The 20,418-nt window shown below is 40.4% G+C and carries 18 protein-coding genes and 1 riboswitch; of the genes, 14 read left to right on the forward strand and 4 right to left on the reverse strand.

All coding sequences use genetic code 11. The features are described from left to right. The first annotated feature begins 5 nt into the window (after positions 1–5). From CSV79_RS05735 to CSV79_RS05760, 7 genes are all read left to right on the forward strand, one after another. Positions 6–230: a hypothetical protein gene (locus tag CSV79_RS05735; protein ID WP_099688081.1), complete on the forward strand. Its 225-nt coding sequence runs from the start codon at positions 6–8 to the stop codon at positions 228–230. Further along, positions 230–1,693, forward strand: a complete 1,464-nt coding sequence (locus CSV79_RS05740) for a sodium:solute symporter family protein (RefSeq protein WP_099688082.1) — start codon at positions 230–232, stop codon at positions 1,691–1,693. Before CSV79_RS05735 ends, CSV79_RS05740 begins: the two co-directional genes overlap by 1 nt. A gap of 39 nt (positions 1,694–1,732) precedes the next feature. After that, positions 1,733–3,358 carry an amidohydrolase gene (locus CSV79_RS05745; RefSeq protein WP_099688083.1) on the forward strand — a complete coding sequence of 542 codons (1,626 nt, stop codon included), beginning with the start codon at positions 1,733–1,735 and terminating at the stop codon, positions 3,356–3,358. Between the two features lie 214 nt (positions 3,359–3,572). Beyond that, complete coding sequence (locus tag CSV79_RS16970) at positions 3,573–3,719, forward strand: hypothetical protein (protein ID WP_199171872.1); 147 nt, start codon at positions 3,573–3,575, stop codon at positions 3,717–3,719. 18 nt (positions 3,720–3,737) lie between these two features. Next, the gene (locus CSV79_RS05750) at positions 3,738–5,336 is read left to right on the forward strand and encodes a sodium/proline symporter (protein ID WP_099688084.1); all 1,599 of its coding nucleotides are present in this window, start codon (positions 3,738–3,740) and stop codon (positions 5,334–5,336) included. Continuing rightward, the gene (locus CSV79_RS05755) at positions 5,308–5,793 is read left to right on the forward strand and encodes a hypothetical protein (protein WP_099688085.1); all 486 of its coding nucleotides are present in this window, start codon (positions 5,308–5,310) and stop codon (positions 5,791–5,793) included. Before CSV79_RS05750 ends, CSV79_RS05755 begins: the two co-directional genes overlap by 29 nt. Positions 5,794–5,835: 42 nt before the next feature. Then, a complete protein-coding gene (locus CSV79_RS05760) occupies positions 5,836–7,362 on the forward strand; it encodes a CoA-acylating methylmalonate-semialdehyde dehydrogenase (RefSeq protein WP_099688086.1) in 1,527 nt (508 codons plus the stop codon). A 94-nt stretch (positions 7,363–7,456) separates the two neighbouring features. Here CSV79_RS05760 and CSV79_RS05765 read toward each other — a convergent pair whose 3' ends face one another. Continuing rightward, a complete protein-coding gene (locus CSV79_RS05765) occupies positions 7,457–9,079 on the reverse strand; it encodes a PucR family transcriptional regulator (RefSeq protein ID WP_099688087.1) in 1,623 nt (540 codons plus the stop codon). Between the two features lie 147 nt (positions 9,080–9,226). Between CSV79_RS05765 and CSV79_RS05770 the strand changes: the two genes are divergently transcribed. From CSV79_RS05770 to CSV79_RS05785, 4 genes are all read left to right on the forward strand, one after another. Further along, positions 9,227–10,696 (forward strand): CoA-acylating methylmalonate-semialdehyde dehydrogenase, encoded by a 1,470-nt coding sequence (locus CSV79_RS05770; protein WP_099688088.1) that lies wholly within the window; start codon positions 9,227–9,229, stop codon positions 10,694–10,696. Positions 10,697–10,716: 20 nt separating this feature from the next. Beyond that, a complete protein-coding gene (locus CSV79_RS05775; RefSeq protein WP_099688089.1) occupies positions 10,717–12,087 on the forward strand; it encodes an aspartate aminotransferase family protein in 1,371 nt (456 codons plus the stop codon). A gap of 177 nt (positions 12,088–12,264) precedes the next feature. Next, positions 12,265–13,404 carry an alanine dehydrogenase gene (gene ald / locus CSV79_RS05780; RefSeq protein ID WP_099688090.1) on the forward strand — a complete coding sequence of 380 codons (1,140 nt, stop codon included), beginning with the start codon at positions 12,265–12,267 and terminating at the stop codon, positions 13,402–13,404. A gap of 321 nt (positions 13,405–13,725) precedes the next feature. Next, entirely contained in the window at positions 13,726–14,718 is a 993-nt protein-coding gene (locus tag CSV79_RS05785) for a M23 family metallopeptidase (protein WP_099688091.1), read from the forward strand. 123 nt (positions 14,719–14,841) lie between these two features. On the opposite strand, the gene queE is transcribed toward CSV79_RS05785, so the two are convergent. Genes queE through queC form a run of 3 tightly spaced genes read right to left on the reverse strand, consistent with a single transcriptional unit; the run spans position 14,842 to position 16,633 of the window. After that, positions 14,842–15,549 (reverse strand): 7-carboxy-7-deazaguanine synthase QueE, encoded by a 708-nt coding sequence (queE, locus tag CSV79_RS05790; protein WP_099688092.1) that lies wholly within the window; start codon positions 15,547–15,549, stop codon positions 14,842–14,844. Further along, positions 15,546–15,971 carry a 6-carboxytetrahydropterin synthase QueD gene (gene queD / locus CSV79_RS05795; protein WP_099688093.1) on the reverse strand — a complete coding sequence of 142 codons (426 nt, stop codon included), beginning with the start codon at positions 15,969–15,971 and terminating at the stop codon, positions 15,546–15,548. Before queD ends, queE begins: the two co-directional genes overlap by 4 nt. Continuing rightward, positions 15,968–16,633 (reverse strand): 7-cyano-7-deazaguanine synthase QueC, encoded by a 666-nt coding sequence (gene queC, locus CSV79_RS05800; protein WP_099688094.1) that lies wholly within the window; start codon positions 16,631–16,633, stop codon positions 15,968–15,970. The genes queD and queC overlap by 4 nt, the downstream gene beginning before the upstream one ends. 6 nt (positions 16,634–16,639) lie before the next feature. Beyond that, positions 16,640–16,683: riboswitch (PreQ1 riboswitch) on the reverse strand. A gap of 631 nt (positions 16,684–17,314) precedes the next feature. Here queC and CSV79_RS05805 point away from each other — a divergent pair. From CSV79_RS05805 to CSV79_RS05815, 3 genes are all read left to right on the forward strand, one after another. Continuing rightward, positions 17,315–18,301, forward strand: coding sequence for an ABC transporter substrate-binding protein (locus CSV79_RS05805; RefSeq protein WP_099688118.1), 987 nt, complete (start codon positions 17,315–17,317; stop codon positions 18,299–18,301). A gap of 67 nt (positions 18,302–18,368) precedes the next feature. Next, positions 18,369–19,385 (forward strand): FecCD family ABC transporter permease, encoded by a 1,017-nt coding sequence (locus CSV79_RS05810; RefSeq protein ID WP_099688095.1) that lies wholly within the window; start codon positions 18,369–18,371, stop codon positions 19,383–19,385. Continuing rightward, positions 19,378–20,412: a FecCD family ABC transporter permease gene (locus CSV79_RS05815; RefSeq protein WP_099688096.1), complete on the forward strand. Its 1,035-nt coding sequence runs from the start codon at positions 19,378–19,380 to the stop codon at positions 20,410–20,412. The genes CSV79_RS05810 and CSV79_RS05815 overlap by 8 nt, the downstream gene beginning before the upstream one ends. Positions 20,413–20,418: the final 6 nt, after the last annotated feature.

Genomic DNA, 20,418 nt, shown 5'->3' on the forward strand with positions numbered 1-20,418 from the left:
ATTCGATGACTAGGAAAATGTTCAATACGATTTATAGTATTATTGTTACTATTCCTTTTTTACTGTTGATATTTCCAATGTTTGAGTTAGCTAATCGAGCAACGCCCATCGTTATGGGACTTCCATTTTCCTTTTTCTACATTATTTTAGTCATTCTTCTCACATTTCTTGCTATTATCATCCTACATCAATTTGATCCAGATCGTACGTCGGAAGAAGGTGGCGAGTAATGGAACATTGGCTAATTGCGTTATGCATTATGGTTGGCTATTTAGTCGTTGCATTAGTTATTGGGATATGGGCAGGTAAAGGTCAAGATTCCAGCTCTTTAGATGAATTTGCGGTTGCAGGAGGTAAGTTAGGGTTAATCGTCATGTGGTTCTTAATGGGTGGGGCCGTATTTAGCGCCTTCTCGTTTTTAGGTGCACCTGGATGGGCATATGAAAAAGGTGCTCCTGCGTATTACATTATCATCTATACAGCCTTTGCGATTCTTCCATGGTATATCATCGGACCGAAAATTTCGAAAATCGGGAAGAAGTTCAATTTATATACGCTATCATCTTTCTTAAGAATTCGTTATAGAAGTAAAGGGTTAGGTATTATTGTTGGGTTGCTTGCTTTATTAGCTTCCATTCAATATTTAGCTACTCAATTGACAGGGATGGCACATATCTTCAATATTATGACGGAAGGCAGAATTCCATTTTGGTTGGGAGCCCTTCTTGCTTACGGCATAGTTGTGATCTATGTAGCAACAGGTGGCTTGCGAGCTGCCGCTTGGTCAGACGTATTTCAAGGATTATTGATGATTGTTATTTCATGGGTCGTTGGATTGGCAATTGTCAATCAGTTACACGATTCAGTGGGCGTGATGTTTACAACAATTGCTACAGAAACGCCTGAATTCTTGCAGATAGGAAAAGAAGGTTCAGCAATGGGTACGATACCATTTACTACTACCATTCTAGTATCTGTAATAGGATTCCTCATGTGGCCGCATCTATTTACAAAATCGTATGCGACAGGCCCTCGTGTCATTAAGAAAACTGTATTGGTTTATCCGATATTTTCGTTATTCCTAGTACCATTATTGCTCGTTGGATTTGCGGCTAAAGGGATTGTCGATGCGAATTTGATTGAAAGTGCAGATCAGATTCTCCCATTCTTGATCACAACCGTTATGAATTTACCGGGCTGGGTGTATGGACTTGTTGGAGCAGGGGCGTTGGCTGCTGCCATGTCATCTGCTGATGCAATTACACATAATGCGACACTAGAAGTGACAGATGGTGTTGTCCGTATGATTTTTAAAGATCTATCGGATCGGACGGTATTGACTATCATGCGTGTAGGTGTATTTGTAATTGGAGGATTGGCATATATTATCACGATTTTTGGTGGGCAAGGTTTAATTGTGCTACTATTGGGAGCATATGGAGCGATTGTCCAATTTGCCCCAGGCGTGTATAGTGCGCTTTATTGGCGTCGTGCTACGGCGGCAGGAGTAATCAGTGGACTAGTAGTCGGCGCAATCTTAAACTTCTACTTCCAACTAGTTGCGGAATCTACTCCTTTTGGCATGCATGCCGGAATTATTGGATTAATTGCTAATGTTATTATTATGATAGTAGTAAGCTTACTAACAAAGAGCGCTCAGAATGAAGAAGAGGAAGTCTATCTTCGTAGCTAAGAAGTATATTTTACTAGACATTTGGAGAGGTGATGTACGATGCATGCAGATATAGTATTTACGAATGGTGAAGTAGTAACAGTAGATAAAAATGATTCTATTGTGGAAGCAGTGGCGATAAAAGACAATATCATTCTCGCTGTTGGCAAGAATGACGAAGTAGAAGGATACATTGGAGTGGGGACTAAGGTTATTGATTTAGAGGGGAAATCTCTTCTCCCTGGGTTCATAGATGCGCATATGCATTTAACTATTTACGGCACAAACTTACTTGGTATTAGTTGTGCAAGCCCTGATATTCAATCGTTGGAAGATTTATTTAGTGAAATGAAAAAGAGAGCTCGCACAACTCCTAAAGGTGAATGGATTCGTGTGACAAGTTTTAATGAAAACGCAATGGAAGAAAAACGCTTTCCTACGATACAAGAACTCGATGCTATTTCTACTGAGCATCCAATCGTTATTATTAGGGTGTGTAATCATACGTCCATCGCCAATAATAAGGCATTGGAACTTGCGGGAATTACAAGAGAAACTGAAAATCCTACAGGTGGAGAGATAGAACGTGATTCATCGGGTGACGCGACAGGAAAAATGATTGAAAACGCCCATATGCAGCTATTTACGGTGGCTGATTATAGTGCGGAAGAAATTGAAAAAGGGCTACAGTTGGCATCGCAAATATTTGTTGAATCTGGCATTACGAGTGTACATGATGCAGGCAGTTACGGCTGGGGTCCAGATAATTTACACTTGATCAAAAAAGGGATAGATTCAGGTGATATAAAAAATCGAGTGTATACGCTTATCGGTTCATTAACGGATTCGGAGGCCTTCGTTAGACATATGATTGACGAAGGAGTGGTTACTGGCGATGGCGATGAGTGGTTTAAGATTGGGCCGGCTAAGCTGTTCACAGATGGCAGTAGTACAGGACCGACTCTAGCTACAAGAGAACCGTATGATAGTGATCCAACAGATACAGGAATACTGTATTACGACCAGGACAGAATGAATGAAATCCTAGGGGAAGCGCATAGCAAAGGCTATCAAATTACCGCACATGCCCAAGGGGATCGAGCGATTGAAATGGTGTTGAACTGTATAGAACATGCATTGGAGCAACATCCACGCGCGGATCATCGACATCGAATTGAGCATGCGGGTATCGCCAGTCCCGATCTTCAAGAACGTATGAAGAACTTAGGCGTGATCGTCATTCCTAATCCGGCGTTTATCTATGTAAATGGAGATTCCTATCTCGAATATTATGGCGACCGTGTAGATGTCATGTATCCGGCGAATGATTACTTGCAAAAAGGAATTCCATTTGCCTTCGCTTCAGACACTCCTGTAGTAGAGCATAATCCGCTTCTTGGCATCCATGCTGCAGTGAATAGACGAACGGTTTCCGGACAAGATGGAGGCGTGAAGCAACGAATAACTGTACGTGAAGCGATTAAAGCCTATACGTTTATGGGGGCATATGCAAGTTTTGATGAACAGATAAAAGGTAGCATTGAAGTAGGGAAATTAGCTGATTTGGTGTTGCTGAATGATAGTATTTTATCAGTAGATCCTGACAAAATTAAAGATCTATCCGTAGTGATGACTATAATAGACGGAAAAGTCCAATACGAAAAACCTCTTAGTCACGCAAAATAAAAGGACTGTAGAAAAGCTCTGAAATGAAGGAGTTTTTCTCCGGTCCTTTACTTTTTAAGCTTGGCTTGTCCCTCAATCTATTTATGACTGACAAAATGACAAACTACTTTTGGTGATTAAGAACACTATGTCTAATGTGTAGAAGACTGTTATTAAATATACTAGGTTAAATGATTAGAACACGTTTAAATAACACTAATTTGGAGGTGAATACATGTTTGGATTTCCTGCAGAAACATTTTTTTGGTTTGTGCCATGGCCATTTATATGGGTGGGGTTAGCTACAGTACTCTATTTTAAATTGAAACGCGAAGATGAATTGGAAGATAAAATGGAAGAAGAAAAAAATCAAAATAAATAATAATTAGGGGGGGATTCGATGAGTATTGATGGAATCATTTTCATCATCTATTTAAGTGTACTATTATCGATTGGCTTATGGTTTTCTAGGAAATCCTCAGCATCTACAGAACAATACTTACTTGGCGGCCGATCTCTTGGACCAGCCGTCACGGCCATGACCATGCAGACGACAGCGATGAGTGGATTCATGTTTATGGGTGCTCCTGCGATGGCATTTAAATATGGCTGGTATGCTGTTTGGTACGCGATTGGGGATGCTGGAGGTTCGATCATAAACCTTTCTGTTTTAGGAAAACGAATGAGAAGGATGTCTGAAATTTTGGGAGCGCTTTCACCGATTGAATACTTGGAGAAACGCTTTGAAAGTCCAAGTGTTCGTGTAGTAGGATCTATTATTTCGATCGTCTTTCTATTCGGTTATGTGTGTGCTCAGTTTATTGCAGCCGGCAAGGCGATGTCTACACTAACAGGTTTCACGTATGAACTTTCTCTTATTATTGGTATTAGTGTCATTATCATCTATACCGTAGCAGGAGGCTATTTGGCTGTTGCGTATACCTCATTTGTACAAGGCTTAATTATGGTCGTTGGGGTCGTAGGTATCGGTATTCTCGCTTATTTTCATGTTGGAGGATTAACCGGATTGAACGGTGCGCTAAAAGCGATAGACCCTACGTATTTAAGTATCTGGGGTAAAGGACTAGCGTATTATGGCCAATGGGGTATGGTGCTTGGAGCCATTCTAATCTACTCTATCGGTTATATGGGACTTCCTCATGTAGTCGTTCGCCATATGTCGATGAAGAGTACAAAAACTGTTAAAGGTGCAGTGATGATTAGTGCTCTTTGGAATCAATTCTTTATCTTTGTACCGTATATTCTAGGGTTGATCGGTATAATTTTGCTTCCTACAATTGCTGATCCTGAAATGATTATTACAGAGCTTGCCTACACATTATTCCCAGGAATCTTTGCAGCACTCTTGTTATCAGCGATTATGTCAGCAGTTATGTCCACAGCAGATTCTATCTTGATGCAAGCAGGATCCATTCTGTCACGTGATGTCTATCAACGATTTATTAACAAGAATGCTAGTCAGAAGACGATGATTCTCGTATCAAGATTATGTATTTTAATGGGAGGGATTGTAGGTGTTGTCGTTGCAATCTATGAACCACCTTCTGTATTTGCATTAGTTGTGTTCGCGTTCGGTACATTAGGAAATGCGTTCTTAGTTCCTTATGTGTCATCTGTATATTATAAAAACGCTAATTACATTGGTTGCTTATGCGCAATGATCGGTGGCGCAACGACGAATATTATTTGGACTTCGATGGCATTGGAAACATCGACTGGTCTTCACCCGTTTTTAGCAGGTTTACTTGTTTCTATACTAGGTATGATCATCGGAAGTCGATTTGGACGTAAACCTTCAGCTGAAGTACAGGAAGCATTTGAGCAATCTAGACAAAAACGCTTCTTCTCAAAAGAGTTTGATCGAAACATTGCGCGTGAGTTAGCGCCTGAAGCAAGCAATGTATCTAAGTTTTTGACGAATGATAACTATTTTACAGGAGTAGATACGTATGAGCGCTATGTTAGTACAAGAAATTGAATTTACTGAAGAAGAAGTATTGCACGGATTGCAGCAATATGAAAAACAAACGCATTTCCACATTCAAGATGTGATTTACTATCCATACTACTTTTTCGAATATCAAGTAAGCGCTAAAAGTTTGTTGAAATTTAAAGGCAAAGCGGCTTGTACGGTAGATGCACTAGGTGGAAGAGGAGCGATGGTGGACGTTCAACCTACGTTTTTTGAACGAACAATAGAAACGGGAAGAGTTCCTCAGCTGGTGATTGCAGAGGAAGAAGCCATTGGCATAGCTAAGCGATTCATTTTTGATAACGCTTCTTCAAAAGCTAAATTCGTCACGATGCCGAAGATTACTGAAATACAAAGAAATCTTTTTTATCGTCCGTTTTGGCTCGCGGATTTTACGTTAGAAAATAATAAACAGGGACAGCTCATTGTGGATGCAATTAGCGGAAGCTATCATCCTTTATAATGAGGATTCAAAAAGACTATAAATTCAATGGGGGAATCGGCTATGGTTCATATCGTAAATGAAAAGAAAGAAATCCACCACTTTATTGGTGGCGAAATGAAAAAAGGCAAGAGTGGGCGGTTTGGAGATGTATTTAATCCAGCTACCGGAGAAGTAACAGAAAGATGTCCGTATGCATCAGCGGAAGAAGTGGATGAAGCCATTGAGATAGCTAATCAAGCAGCGGATGACTGGAAACGTACGGCGGTTACGAAACGGATGGATATCCTTTTTAAATTCAGAAACCTTCTAGTAGACGCAACAGATGAACTAGCTGTGGCGATCGGTAAAGAGAATGGAAAAACCATTTCTGACGCAAAAGGAGAAATAGGAAGAGCGATTGAATCGGTTGATTTTGCATTAGGTTCTCCACATTTATTAAAAGGTGAATACTCTAAAAACGTAGGCGGACAGATTGATGCGTATTCGATTAAAGAGCCACTGGGCGTTGTAGTTAGCATTGCACCTTTTAACTTCCCGGTCATGGTACCTGTCGCGATGACAACGATGGCGATCGCTTGCGGAAATTCTGTCATCTTAAAACCTTCAGAACGTGTACCGAATTCAGCACTGATTATTTCGAAGCTTTGGCAACAAGCCGGACTTCCAGCAGGTGTTTGGAGTGTCATTAATGGTGATAAAAAAGCGGTAGATGCACTTATTTCTCATCCGAAAGTGATGGCTGTTAGCTTCGTCGGTTCAACTCAAGTCGCTGAATATATTTACGAAGAAGCAAGTAAGCATCATAAACGGGTAGCAGCATTCGGAGGCGGCAAGAACCATATGGTCATTATGCCTGACGCGGATATCGACTTTTCCGTGAATGCCTTTTTAGGTGCTGCCTATGGAGCTGCATCTCAAAGATGTATGGCAATATCAGTCGCAATGCCGGTTGGCGAAGATACCGCAGAACGCTTTACTGCTAGACTAAAAGAGCGAGTAGAAGAGTTGAAGGTCGGCACGTATGATGACGATACAGCAGATTTTGGTCCTGTGATTACACAGCAAGCAAAAGACCATATTTTGAAGTCTATTGAAGAGAGTCTAGAAGAAGGTGCTGTACTTTCTGTAGATGGACGTAATCCAGAAGTGGAAGAGAAGAATAGAGGTGGTTTTTACTTAGGAGCTACATTAATAGATCGGGTAAAACCAGATATGAAGATTTACAAAGAAGAAGTATTTGGTCCCGCACGCGTTGTTGTTAGAGTGCAAGATCTGCAAGAAGCAATTGAGTTAATTAATGATCATGAATTTGGAAACGGTGTGACGATTTTCACACAAAGTGGTCCGGCAGCAAGGAAGTTTACGGAAGAAATTGAAGTAGGAATGGTAGGAGTGAATGTGCCGATACCGATTCCAGTAGGCTATCATAATTTTGGCGGATGGAAACGTTCCCGCTTCGGTGATGGCCAAATGTTTGGTCCGGATAATGTACGTTTCTACACAAAAGTAAAAACGGTATCGGAAAGATGGCCTGAAATGCAGCAGGGGAATAAAGAAACGACTTTTGATTTCCCGAGCAATCGCTAAGAACAGTTGAAAACGATAGCAAGAAAATGCAAAGACGTACGTACAGCCACTATTCGCAAATGCTAAGCGAGTTGTGGCTGTACGTTGGAAATACTTATTTTTTGACTACGATTTGTTTGGCTAGGATGGCTACTTCAAGTGCAATTCGATTGAGTGGAGACATAAAATCTTGGCCTAGTAGATATTCGATTTTTTCCAATCGATGATAGAGGGTTTGCCGAACGATAAAAAGACGATCCGCCGTTTCTTTTTTTGATCCACCGCACTCAAAATACGTGCGTAATGTTTCGAATAATTTGCTGTCTGTCTTTCTATCATATTCAATGAGTTCTTGTAGATAATCGTCTACATAATGTTCAAGATACCCTTGATCATCAATTTGTAGAAGCAATCTATAAATACCTAGTTCTTCATAAAAATTACCCTCAAACGGAAATCGGTTTTTACTATCTATAACTTTTTTTGCTTCTTTAAATGCTTCGGTAATTTGTGAGAGGTCTTGGTGAACTAAACTGATACCAAATGTACATCTTCTACCGTTAGCGAGAGCATGGTCATCCAAATTCTCGATCAGTTGAACTACTTGCGTGAAACGATTGGTATCTTTTATCTGTGGATCGGAAGCAATAAATGATGCAATGACAGTTATTTCATTTTTACTAACTGTGAGAGCCGGAAAGAAACCTTGCCGTTTAAAAAGCGACCGAATGACCATGGATTGCTGTAAGCGAATTTCTTCCCAACTATACTCATCGATGTTGGATTCCTTTGTATCCATCTGAATAATGAAAATTCGATAATGCGTGTTTCGGCTTTTCGTTGGTAAATACGTTTGATAATCGCTTGGTTCTACAGAACGTCCATGGAGTACATTTCGAACGAATTCATCCTCGTTAAGTTGGTTTCTTTCTTCTATCGTTCGATTTCTAAGTAATATTTGCGCAATGGCAAGCGATGCCCGATCCAAAATTAACAATTTGAAGTCATCTGCTGTTGCCTGTGGAAGATGCAAACATAGATAGCCTAATGCTTGGCCCAAACCATTGATTGGGAGTAAGGCAAAATGCCGATCGTTAATTAAATAAACATCACGCTCGATAATTTTTGTACTATTCTCGTTCAGGAAACGTTCTATTTCATTTTTCCATGCCTTCGATTCAATAGGATAATAATGAGCTTTTGCATCATCAGATATAAACAACACACTCTGTTTAAAATGGGCATGTAATTGTTGTAAAATCTTTAAGATTCCATTGGGCATTAAGCTTAACTCATTAAAACTTCTAGACAACGTATCGATTTTCGACAACATTTCATAATGACGATTAATAATGAATGTGTGCAAGTCTTGAGAAATATCTACAAACTTAACTGTTTTCTCAAAAATAACGATAGGAAAGTTTTGTTCGTTAGCGAAGTCAATAACATCTGGTTGTACTTCACTAAAATACTTCCCTATTTCAACACATAGACAGGCAACATCCAATTCAATTAACTGTTTTATATAATGTAACTGTGTGACTGCATCAGATGGAAGATGAATACCTGTCGTTAAGATTATTTCACCACCGTTAACTAGTGAACTGAAGTCGCTCACTTCCAATACATGTGACCATTTCACTTGACGATCTAATCCATTTCCTCCTGCGATGACCTTTGCATGTGTAAAGGTTTCACGAGCGAGGACATCTTGAACAGTTAATGCGAGTTCATTCAATGTAAAGACCTCCATAACGTAAATTAAATCTACAAACGAAGTTACACAATGTAAAATGAAAGTATATGGAATAGTTGCTAAACTATAGGAAGTAGTTTATCTCAAGTCTTGTTGTAAAGCAAGGATAGAAGAATGGGAGGAAGAAAAATGAATACAATAGTTGTGGAAAAGAAACTGCTTTCTAATTTCATTAATGGACAATGGGTAAAATCACTCACTGATAAATATGAAGAGGTGCCAAATCCGGCTACAGGTGAAATTATTGCAGAAGTACCGATCTCAACTGCAGAAGATTTGCAAGTTGCAGTCGATGCAGCGAAAAAAGCGTATGCATCTTGGAAGAAAGTTGCCGTACCACAAAGAGCACGTATTCTATTTAACTATCAGAATCTTTTAATAGATCATTGGGATGAATTGGCGCAGTTGATCACAATAGAGAATGGAAAAAACTATACAGAAGCATATGGTGAAGTTCAGCGTGGGATCGAGTGTGTGGAATTTGCTGCAGGGGCACCAACGTTGATGATGGGTTACCAGCTACCTGATATCGCTACAGATATTGAATCTGGTATGTATCGCTATCCTTTAGGAGTGGTCGGTGGGATTACCCCATTCAACTTCCCTATGATGGTTCCTTGTTGGATGTTCCCACTTGCAATAGCTGCTGGAAATACATTCATTTTGAAACCTTCAGAGCGCACACCGCTACTGGCGAATAGATTGGCAGAACTATTGACGGAAGCAGGATTACCAGATGGCGTGTTCAATATCGTCCATGGTGCACATGATATCGTCAATGGAATCCTCAGTCATCCAGATATTCCTGCTGTTTCATTTGTCGGTTCACAACCCGTTGCCGAGTATGTGTATAAAACAGGTACTGCGCATGGCAAACGCGTTCAAGCACTAGCAGGAGCTAAGAACCATTCAATTGTACTGCCGGATGCGGATCTGGATTTGACGGTCACTAATATTACCAATGCAGCGTTTGGTTCTGCAGGTGAGAGATGTATGGCCGCTGCAGTTGTAGTTGCAGTAGGAGGTATTGCAGATGAGCTAGTGAAACGTTTAGTCGAAGAAGCAAATAAACTGACGATTGGAAATGGATTGGAAAAAGGAGTGTTCCTAGGTCCAGTCATCCGTGATTCACATAAAGATCAGACTCTTTCTTACATTGAGTCGGGCGTAGCCGAGGGAGCAAAACTTGTTCGTGACGGAAGGAAAGATGAATCTACATCTGCAGGCGGTTATTTTGTAGGTCCAACTATTTTTGAAGGCGTTACAACTGACATGCGGATTTGGAAGGAAGAAATTTTTGCGCCCGTACTTTCAGTAGTCCGTGTAGAGACATTGGATGAAGCGATCGAGCTTACCAATCAATCAGACTTTGCTAATGGTGCTTGTTTATATACAGATAGCGCGAAGGCTATTCGTCAATTCCGAGAAGAAATTGATGCAGGAATGCTTGGCATAAATCTTGGCGTACCCGCACCGATGGCATTCTTCCCATTCTCAGGTTACAAAAAGTCATTTTACGGAGATTTGCATGCAAACGGACGTGATGGAATCGAATTTTATACACGCAAGAAAATGCTGACAGCTCGTCATTCATACTGATAAATAAGGGGGAGTTCCTAATGAAAGCCATAGAAGAACAAGGTCAGAATCACAAGCAATCATTGGTAGAACAAAATCGGAAAAAAGTTTGGCAGCATATTTCTGCATATAATGAAAAAAATCCACCTATGATTATTGAAAGTGGAGAGAATGCTTGGATTACGGACCATAAAGGCAATCGTTATTTAGATGGTATGTCGGGATTATGGTGTGTCAATGTCGGCTATGGTAGAGAAGAATTAGCCCAAGTGGCATATGAACAGTTGAAAAAACTGGCATATGTACCGATGACACAAAGCCATGGACCAGCAATTGAGCTCGCCGCCAAATTGAATGAAATGTTAGGTGACGACTATAAAATTTTCTATTCAAATAGTGGATCCGACGCAAATGAAGTAGCGTTTAAGCTGATACGACAATACCATCAGCAAAACGGAGAACCTTCCCGCTATAAATTCCTTTCCCGCTACCGTGCCTATCACGGAAGTTCAATGGGAGCTTTATCGGCAACAGGGCAAGCATTGCGTAAGTATAAGTATGAGCCGCTCGTACCAGGATTCTTGCATGTGGCACCACCGGATAATTATCGGAAACCTGAAGGGGTCTCAGTGGAAGAGTATAATATCCAGCGTGCGTTAGAGCTTGAAGAAAAAATTATTTGGGAGCAAAAAGAAACAATTGCAGGGATTATTATGGAACCCCTCATTACAGGCGGGGGAATTTTAATACCACATCCGGTGTATTTGGAGAAAGTCCAAGAGATCTGTACACGTCATGGCGTGCTATTAATCATTGATGAAGTAATCTGCGGATTTGGACGGACTGGAAAAGCATTTGGTCATCAGCACTATAATGTAAAACCGGATATTGTAACGATGGCAAAAGGTTTGACTAGCGCATACCTTCCATTATCCGTAACAGCTATCCGCAAAGACATTTATGAAAAGTTTGATACTGGTGAAGATAACAGTCATTTTCGTCATGTGAATACATTTGGCGGAAACCCTGCAGCTTGTGCAGTAGCGCTGAAAAACTTGGAGATTTTGGAGCGAGAAGATCTGATTAACCGTTCTGCTGAATTGGGTGGGCGTTTGTCCGATGAACTGGCTTGTTTGAAGGAACACCCGTATGTAGGAGATATTAGAAGTCTTGGTTTCCTGATGGGTATTGAACTAGTGGAAGATAAAGTAACAAAAGAGCCCGCTACCAATGCTCGTATGACAAAAATTATAGGTGAGTGCAAAGCGAATGGGTTAATTGTTGGACGCAACGGCGATACAGTAGCAGGGTACAATAATATTCTTGCCCTATGCCCACCGCTATCTTGTACAGATGAAGATTTCGATTTTATCGTCTCCGTCATTAAAAAAGTATTTAAAGAAAACGAATAATCGTTTATTTTTATTCTACCATGTATAAGAAGTGCCTCTTGTCTATTACTGATTGGATGAGCGGCTAGAGGTACTTCTTCTATACACTCATTAGATTCGCGCGAAAATTACTACTTAGTCAAATGTATAGATGAACAGCTGAAAAAGAATATACATTTTATTCTGGGGGGAATGAGTATGTTAATTGGTGTGCCGAAGGAGATTAAAAATAACGAAAATCGTGTGGCGATGACGCCAGCAGGAGTATTCACATTGTGCTCGTCTGGTCATGAAGTACTCATTGAAACAGGCGCTGGGTTAGGATCTAGTTTCACAGACAAGGACTATATGGATGCAGGGGCGAAAGTTGTTCAGACCGCTGAAGAAGTATGGGGAGCAGAGATGGTGATGAAAGTAAAGGAGCCAATTGCTTCTGAGTACCGTTTTTTCCGTAAAGGGTTACTACTATTCACATACTTGCATTTGGCATCTGAAGTAGAGCTGACTACAGCACTATTGGAAAATAAAGTGATAGGCCTTGCCTATGAAACGGTTCAGCTGCCAAATCATTCATTGCCTTTGCTAGCGCCGATGAGTGAAGTAGCAGGGCGGATGGCAACGCAAATTGGAGCCCAGTATCTTGAGAAGACAAAAGGTGGAAAAGGTATTTTACTAGCCGGCGTACCGGGAGTTTCACGTGGAAAAGTCATCGTAATTGGCGGTGGTCAGGCAGGCGCAAGTGCTGCACGGATTGCAATCGGTATGGGTGCACACGTAACTGTGCTCGATTTATCAGTAGATCGTTTACGTCAGTTAGATGATATGTTTGGCAATAGTATTCAAACCCTCGTTTCGAATCCATTCAATATCGCAGAAGCTGTCAAAGGAGCAGACCTTGTTGTAGGAGCGGTTTTAGTTCCAGGTGCTAAAGCGCCCAAACTTGTATCTGAAGAAATGGTTCAATCGATGAAGCCCGGGTCGGTTCTAGTCGATATCGCAATCGATCAAGGAGGAATCTTTGAAACGTCCGATCGTGTAACTACACATGATGATCCTATCTACGTAAAGCATGATGTCGTTCATTACGCAGTTGCCAATATGCCTGGAGCAGTCCCTCAAACATCTACATTGGCTTTGACTAACGTGACTGTACCCTATGCACTTCAAATTGCTAATAAAGGATACAGACAAGCGCTACTAGACAATGAGGCCCTTCGAAAGGGGTTAAATACAGTAAACGGGCATGTAACGTACAAAGCGGTTGCAAAAGCACAGAACTTACCGTATACTCCTGCAGAATCAATATTGGAAAATAGTAAATTGGTCGGCCGTGTATGAGAATAACTGTATTTCTTATTACATGTAATTAGGTAGTTGGTTCTTGAATTCGTTTAGGGCATCCAATGGGGTGCTCTTTTTGTTTTCATGTTACTAATGGAAAAGTAATGCTATATAGGTGAATGAAGAAATTACGAAAAGTATAAATCAAGGGACGTGTAAACCATGATTTATGGCTTTTCGGAAGAGACAATTATGTGTTCTTATTTGTGTTTACTGAACAGTATAATAAACGAAATGATAACTATTTATAAAGTACTCATGAGAAAGTACGAGGATGGGGTACTTTATAAAATACATCAAAATAAAGGGGGTTGTTGAATGCGGCACTGGTTTCTATTGCCGATTAATTTAATTACACTGTTCTTCCTGTTTTTCGTTGTAGTTTCAGCCCAAAAAGACCCAACACACGAAGAAATTATGGAAGAACGAATGAACTACTATTTAAAATTCGAGAGCGTATTGGTTCCTTGGTACTATTTAGCTGCTGTCGATCAGTTTGAACGCAATATCCAACAAGTACGTAACGATATTCCGAATAAGGAAGGAATCATTGCACTTCAATTTACTAAAGACTATTGGGTAGGCAGGCTCAATCCAAATAAGGATGATACATCACCCGAGTCTATTGCTTTTTTCGCAGGAAGTGGGCTGGACGGAAATGGGGATGGTTACGCTAATCCTGATGACGATGAGGATGTACTCTTTACGATGGCTACTTTTTTAAGTGGATATGGAAAATCCGAAGAAGATTTCGTTTTGGCTTTACGGGATTACTATAAGCGTGAAGAAACCGTCAATCAAATTATTACCATTGCAAATCTTTATAAACACTTCAACACGTTGGATTTGAATGAGCACGCTTTTCCTATTCCCGTAAGTCATAATTATAGTTATCAAGGTACTTGGGGAGATAAGAGAGGATGGGGGGGCAGAAGAATACACGAAGGAACCGATTTATTTGCTTCATACGGAGTTCCTGTTCAGTCAACGTCTTACGGTGTTGTTGAAGAATTGGGATGGAATGATTATGGGGGCTGGCGGGTAGGTATTCGCGATAACCATAATACGTACCATTATTTTGCTCATTTAGCATACTTTAATAAGAGCATAAAAGTAGGAGATATTATTGAACCTAGAACTATTATTGGCTATGTCGGTAATTCTGGCTATGGAAAGAAAGGTACTTCAGGTAAATTTCCTTCTCATCTTCACTACGGCATGTATAAGGATAATGGACGGACAGAATGGGCTTTCGATCCATACCCCTCTCTCAGACTTTGGGAAAGACAAGACAAGGATGCTGGCCTTTAGAAATTTTTTGGAGGGGGAGTTACTGGTACGAAATACTAGAGGAAAGTGAAAGATTAAAGTTGCCAGTGAGAAAAACAAAAACAACCGTTTCTCACAGGCACCTTTATAAAATGCTTTTTATGTTCAAACTCCGCGCTTATTACCCCAGACAAGCGTGTGCAACTGTGGCAACACTTTCGCATCATTCATAATGGGGGAATGAATGGCAAGGTTGATGAGCCACTCGTATCGTTTCAACAATTTGGAAACAAGGTGGTCATCATCTGTTGTTGTACAGTCATCATTTCCAGTCTGTAGAAAGAAAGGGAACGACGGGTAACGAAGATGAACAAATTCAGCAAACCTGAAATCAATCTCATCGAAAATGACGATTTTTAAGCTAGCATTTGAGTCAATTAGCTTCGCCATGAAACTATCCAGTTTGCTGAAATCAGTACACATTCCAGAGCTAGGCGGTTTTGGGGACAGCGTAATGTCATCGATTTTCAATAGCCAATCCTGCCAAAAAGATGCCTGCGTTTCAATTGCAACTTTCCATTCTTGCTTATGGCATAATTCGATGAGTTCGCCAATGCCTTTATGAAGGGCAGGGTTACCACCTGAAATGGTAACATGTGAAAAGGATTGTCCGCCAATGGAATGTAGGTCCGCAATAATTTCACTAGGCTGTTTTAATACACTGCTTCCCGTTCCGTCCCAAGTAAAGCTGGAATCGCACCATGCACATGAATAATCACAGCCTGCAGTCCTGACAAACATCGTTTTTTGCCCCATGACCGCGCCTTCTCCTTGAATTGTTGGTCCGAATACTTCCATTACAGGAATCTTCATAGCAATGCCTCCTGTGTTGGACGATAGATCACATAACTTGTCGGGGTTTCCCGAACGATGACTTGAAGGCAAATCGGTTGATTGCTTCTCGTCCGAAGAACATCTTGAATCGTTTTTCCAATCTGTTCAGCCAATCGCTCTGTCGTCGGGTAGTATTTATGAAATTCGGGATGTTCATTTAGCACAGAATGATCATATTTATCATGTATGAGGTTTTTAAGCTGTTTAAAATCAATTAAGAAACCGGTTGAATCAAGCTCATTTCCTACAATAGTTACATTGATGTGATACGTATGACCATGCATCCGTTGGCACTTTCCGGCCTTTTCATCAGGGATGAAGTGGGCAGCGGAAAAATGCATGTCTTTGTTTAATTCAAAACAATAAGAATGGTGAACTTGCGGATAAAATTGTTGCATTATTTGCTAACACCTCCCGATTTCCGGGATAAATAAGTGGCAAGTCCCGCGTTCCGCAATTTGCATGCAGGACATTCTGTGCAACCTGTACTTGGAATTCCGTTATAGCAAGTAAGTGTTCTTTCCTGTACAAAGTCAAGCACATCAAGTTCATCTGCCAATTCCCACACTTCGGATTTATCAAGCCACATTAGCGGAGTATGGATGACGAAACGTTCATCCATTGCCAAATTCAGTGTGACATTCAATGATTTGATAAAATTATCCCGACAATCAGGATACCCACTAAAATCTGTTTCACTTACCCCAGTAATGATGTGCTTTGCTCCTATAGCTTCTGCATAGACTGCTGCAAAAGATAGAAATAAATGATTTCTCCCGGGAACAAAAGTAGATGGCAGTTGCCCTTCCACTTCCTTTACTTGAATATTATCCCGTGTTAAGGCATTAGACGTTAGTTGGTTGATCAACTTCATATCCAACACTTTAAATGATACTCCGAGTTCTTTTGCGATTTGTTCGGCACACTGGATTTCTGCCAAATGACGTTGACCGTAATCAAACGTAACCGTGGCAACTTCGCGGAAATTTTTAATTGCCCAAAAAAGGCAAGTCGTACTATCCTGGCCGCCGCTAAATACGACAACCGCTTTTTCATTTTTCATGTTAACAGCTCCTTAGTTTTTTAGAGAGGGATTTCGCGAACCTCTTGTGAACAAAATTAATAATAGCATAGTTTAATAAACGATAGTGTGAAAGGTATCAAACTTCTAACATTCTCGTTTGGTTAAACAAAGTCCTCTTAAACGGTTTTCAATAACAAAAAACTAGTATATGGCATAAAGGTTAAAGTAATAAGGACATTAATTTAATTTGGAGTGGAATATTATGACGACTCCATGGATAAATGATGGGGAAATAGAACGGGGTGAAATCATGCGACTGACTATATTTTAATTTACTGAAGCCTATGAACCATCTACATCCGATGACAGTAATGACGTAGTTCGTTCATATTCAGACTATGTTGGTAAAGGTTTATTTCAAACCGATTGTAAACCTCATCAAGTCTTTATCCAGGATACTTTTTTAGCCATTTTGAAGGAAGGCACTTCAAGAGGAGGTAAAAACAGTAACCGTGCATGTAAATTTGTAGAGTATCCATTCGGGTGCTCTTTTTGTCTATCAATTATTCAAAAATTTTGCTAAAAGATCAAAAAAGACTAGCAATTCAAAGAAAGGGGAGCTATAATTCAAAACAGAACATCTTATTGATAATGATTTTCATTATCAATAAGATGTTTAATACAGGAAGAAAGAAGTGAATAGATTTGGTTTCAAAATGGATTAGCAAGAAAGTACTGTTTTTAGTTGTAGCATTATTATCACTAGCTGTTTTGGCAGCAGGTTGTGGGAACTCGAATATGGAACCCAAACCAGATGCGAAAGATAAGGAATCAACAGGGACAAGCACTGAAGAAAGCCGGACCATCACACATGCGATGGGGACTACGGAAATTAAAGGGACGCCGAAAAGGGTTGTGACACTTTATCAAGGAGCGAACGATGCGGCAGTTGCACTTGGCGTGAAGCCGGTGGGTATCGTTGAGTCTTGGGCAGAACAACCGGTGTATCAATATTTGAAAGATGATTTAGGTGGTATACAAATAGTTGGGCAAGAAACGCAGCCGAACGTCGAGGAAATTTCTAAGTTGAAACCAGACTTAATCATTGCTTCTAAAGTTCGTCACGAAGAAGTATATGAGCAACTTTCAGCAATTGCGCCTACTGTAGCACATGAAACCGTATATGCTTTTAAAGAAACTGTGGATCTAATGGGGCAAGCGCTAAATGAAGAGGATAAAGCAAAGAGAGTTATAGAAGATTGGGATCAGCGAGTAATTGATTTTAAAGAAAAGTTAAAAGTGAAAATGGGTGATGGGGCGCCGGAACATGTTTCTGTGTTGAATTTCAGAGCGGACCATGCGCGGATTTATTATACAGGTTTCGCCGGATCCATTTTAGCTGAACTAGGATTTAAAGGACCGAAAAACATGAAAAATGACGCTCAAGACATTATAAAACTAACAGATAAAGAGAGTATTACTGAAATGAATGCAGATGTGTTTTATATTTTCATGGATAAAAATGATTCAGCGGTCGTAAAGAATTATGAAGAGTGGACAAGTCATCCATTATGGAAAAGTCTTGATGCTGTAAAAGCGGATCAAGTGTATGAGGTCGATGAAATCGTTTGGAACCTTGGCGGTGGAGTCATTTCAGCTAATCATATGTTAGATGATATGTATGATCGATTCGGATTAGAAAAATAAAAATGAAAGGGGTGGGGTGACTTCCATCCCTTCCTCCCTTTATCAGAGTAAAGAAAGTAGGTATTATATGAGAAACTTATCATCTCATACACCTTTTAAACTAGTTGTTTTGATTGTTTCTGTTGTAGTTGTCAGTCTGTCATTTATGTTAAGTATCTCTTTAGGACAAAATTCAATTCCTTTCCACACCACTATAGAAGCACTTATTCATTTTGATGCAACGAATACAGATCACATTATCGTTACAACTTCCAGATTGACTAGGGCCATTATTGCGACGGTTATAGGAGCCAATCTAGCTGTTGCGGGTGCACTTATGCAAGCAATGACTAGAAATCCTCTGGCAGCACCAGATATTCTTGGTGTCAACGCAGGTGCGTTATTTTTTATCGTTCTCTCCGCCACCTTCTTTTCCGTCGATTCCTTACAGTCGTATATGTGGATTGCTTTTTTAGGGGCAGCCATTGCAGGAGTTTCGGTTTATTCCCTCGGTTCATTAGGCAAAGATGGATTGTCACCCATCAAAATTATTTTGGCTGGCGCCGCGATTTCTGCACTTTTCATTTCTTTTACGCAAGGATTACTCGTAATAGATGAACAGCGAATACAGAGCATTTTGTTCTGGTTGGCTGGTTCCGTTTCAGGTAGAAGTCTAGATATGATAATGCCTGTTTTACCTTATATGCTGGTCGCTTTACTCATTGCATTATTCCTCGGTAAACCGGTAACCATTTTGCTGTCTGGTGAGGATGTTGCTAAAAGTTTAGGGCAACGAACGGTGTTGTTGAAAGTAATGATCGGTGCTGTTGTCATCGTTTTAGCAGGAAGTTCTGTCGCGGTAGCTGGTTCTATTGGATTTATTGGACTGATCGTCCCTCACTTAGTGAAGGGGATTGTAGGACCCGATTATCGTTGGATCATTGTTTTAAGTGCGTTAATAGGTGCAAGTTTGCTCCTACTAGCGGATGTGGCAGCAAGATTTGTCATCGCGCCACAGGAAATGCCAATTGGAGTGATGACCGCATTTATCGGAACGCCATTTTTCATCTACATTGCTCGGAAAGGGTTGGTGAAGAATGGGTAAGCACATCACGTTTAAAAATAAATCAGAAACGTATTCATTTCAAATCCATTCGAAAACGATTGGTACCGTGATCATACTAGGCTGTTTATCTATAGCCATTCTTATTATAAGTCTGTCTATAGGTAGTAGTTTTATCAGTCCCTGGACCATAATAAAGGATCTAATCGGTGTTGTAGAGCCTGATTTTATACTCAATCAATTAAGACTTCCTAGAGTCTTGCTTGCATTTATGGTAGGTGCAGCTTTAGGTGTAGCGGGTGCTATTTTACAGGCCATTATTAGAAATCCATTGGCATCACCCGATATCATCGGTATAACTGCAGGTGCTTCAGCCGGTGCGATTATTTTCATCGTAGTTTTCTTAGGAACAATAAGTGTAGCCTTCATGCCATTGGCAGCTATTTTTGGGGCGTTACTCGTTGCATCTGTTATTTATCTGTTGGCATGGAATAATGGCGTCACACCTATTCGTTTAGTATTAATCGGCATCGGTGTGGCGGCGGCAATGAAAGCGATTGTAATGATGATGATTGTGTTAAGTAATACAGCTGTCACAACAAAAGCGTATCTTTGGTTAACCGGAAGTTTATACGGTTCCAATTGGGGACATGTGTTTGCAATGCTTCCATTTATACTTATATTTATACCGTTAACATGTATTCTAGCGCGTTCTGTCAGTGCAAAAGAATTAGGAGATGATATTGCGGTCGGGCTTGGAGTGAAAGTTCAATCTAGACGCTTTACACTTTTACTTATCAGTGTAGCCTTAGCGGGTTCTGCTGCTGCATTTGCGGGCGGTATAGAATTTGTTGGATTAATTGCACCACATATTGGCAGGATGCTCATTGGACGTTCGTTTGCTGCGTTAATCCCTGTATCCGCATTGATCGGTGGAATGATCGTCGTATTAGCTGATCTAGTAGCTAGAACTGCGTTTTTGCCACTAGATATTCCAGCCGGTGTATTTACAGCGGCAATCGGGGCTCCGTTTTTCATATATCTATTGTTTAGAAATCGAAATATATAATGAAAG

The sequence above is a fragment of the Sporosarcina sp. P13 genome (assembly GCF_002743055.1).
Lineage (GTDB): Bacteria > Bacillota > Bacilli > Bacillales_A > Planococcaceae > Sporosarcina.

Bases quoted from the DNA above. Each gene is read 5' to 3' on its own strand.
- CSV79_RS05735 (WP_099688081.1), top strand. From the start codon at position 6: ATGACTAGGAAAATGTTCAATACGATTTATAGTATTATTGTTACTATT.
- CSV79_RS05740 (WP_099688082.1), top strand. From the start codon at position 230: ATGGAACATTGGCTAATTGCGTTATGCATTATGGTTGGCTATTTAGTC.
- CSV79_RS05745 (WP_099688083.1), top strand. From the start codon at position 1,733: ATGCATGCAGATATAGTATTTACGAATGGTGAAGTAGTAACAGTAGAT.
- CSV79_RS16970 (WP_199171872.1), top strand. From the start codon at position 3,573: ATGTTTGGATTTCCTGCAGAAACATTTTTTTGGTTTGTGCCATGGCCA.
- CSV79_RS05750 (WP_099688084.1), top strand. From the start codon at position 3,738: ATGAGTATTGATGGAATCATTTTCATCATCTATTTAAGTGTACTATTA.
- CSV79_RS05755 (WP_099688085.1), top strand. From the start codon at position 5,308: ATGAGCGCTATGTTAGTACAAGAAATTGAATTTACTGAAGAAGAAGTA.
- CSV79_RS05760 (WP_099688086.1), top strand. From the start codon at position 5,836: ATGGTTCATATCGTAAATGAAAAGAAAGAAATCCACCACTTTATTGGT.
- CSV79_RS05770 (WP_099688088.1), top strand. From the start codon at position 9,227: ATGAATACAATAGTTGTGGAAAAGAAACTGCTTTCTAATTTCATTAAT.
- CSV79_RS05775 (WP_099688089.1), top strand. From the start codon at position 10,717: ATGAAAGCCATAGAAGAACAAGGTCAGAATCACAAGCAATCATTGGTA.
- ald (WP_099688090.1), top strand. From the start codon at position 12,265: ATGTTAATTGGTGTGCCGAAGGAGATTAAAAATAACGAAAATCGTGTG.
- CSV79_RS05785 (WP_099688091.1), top strand. From the start codon at position 13,726: ATGCGGCACTGGTTTCTATTGCCGATTAATTTAATTACACTGTTCTTC.
- queE (WP_099688092.1), bottom strand. From the start codon at position 15,549: ATGAAGATTCCTGTAATGGAAGTATTCGGACCAACAATTCAAGGAGAA.
- queC (WP_099688094.1), bottom strand. From the start codon at position 16,633: ATGAAAAATGAAAAAGCGGTTGTCGTATTTAGCGGCGGCCAGGATAGT.
- CSV79_RS05810 (WP_099688095.1), top strand. From the start codon at position 18,369: ATGAGAAACTTATCATCTCATACACCTTTTAAACTAGTTGTTTTGATT.
- CSV79_RS05815 (WP_099688096.1), top strand. From the start codon at position 19,378: ATGGGTAAGCACATCACGTTTAAAAATAAATCAGAAACGTATTCATTT.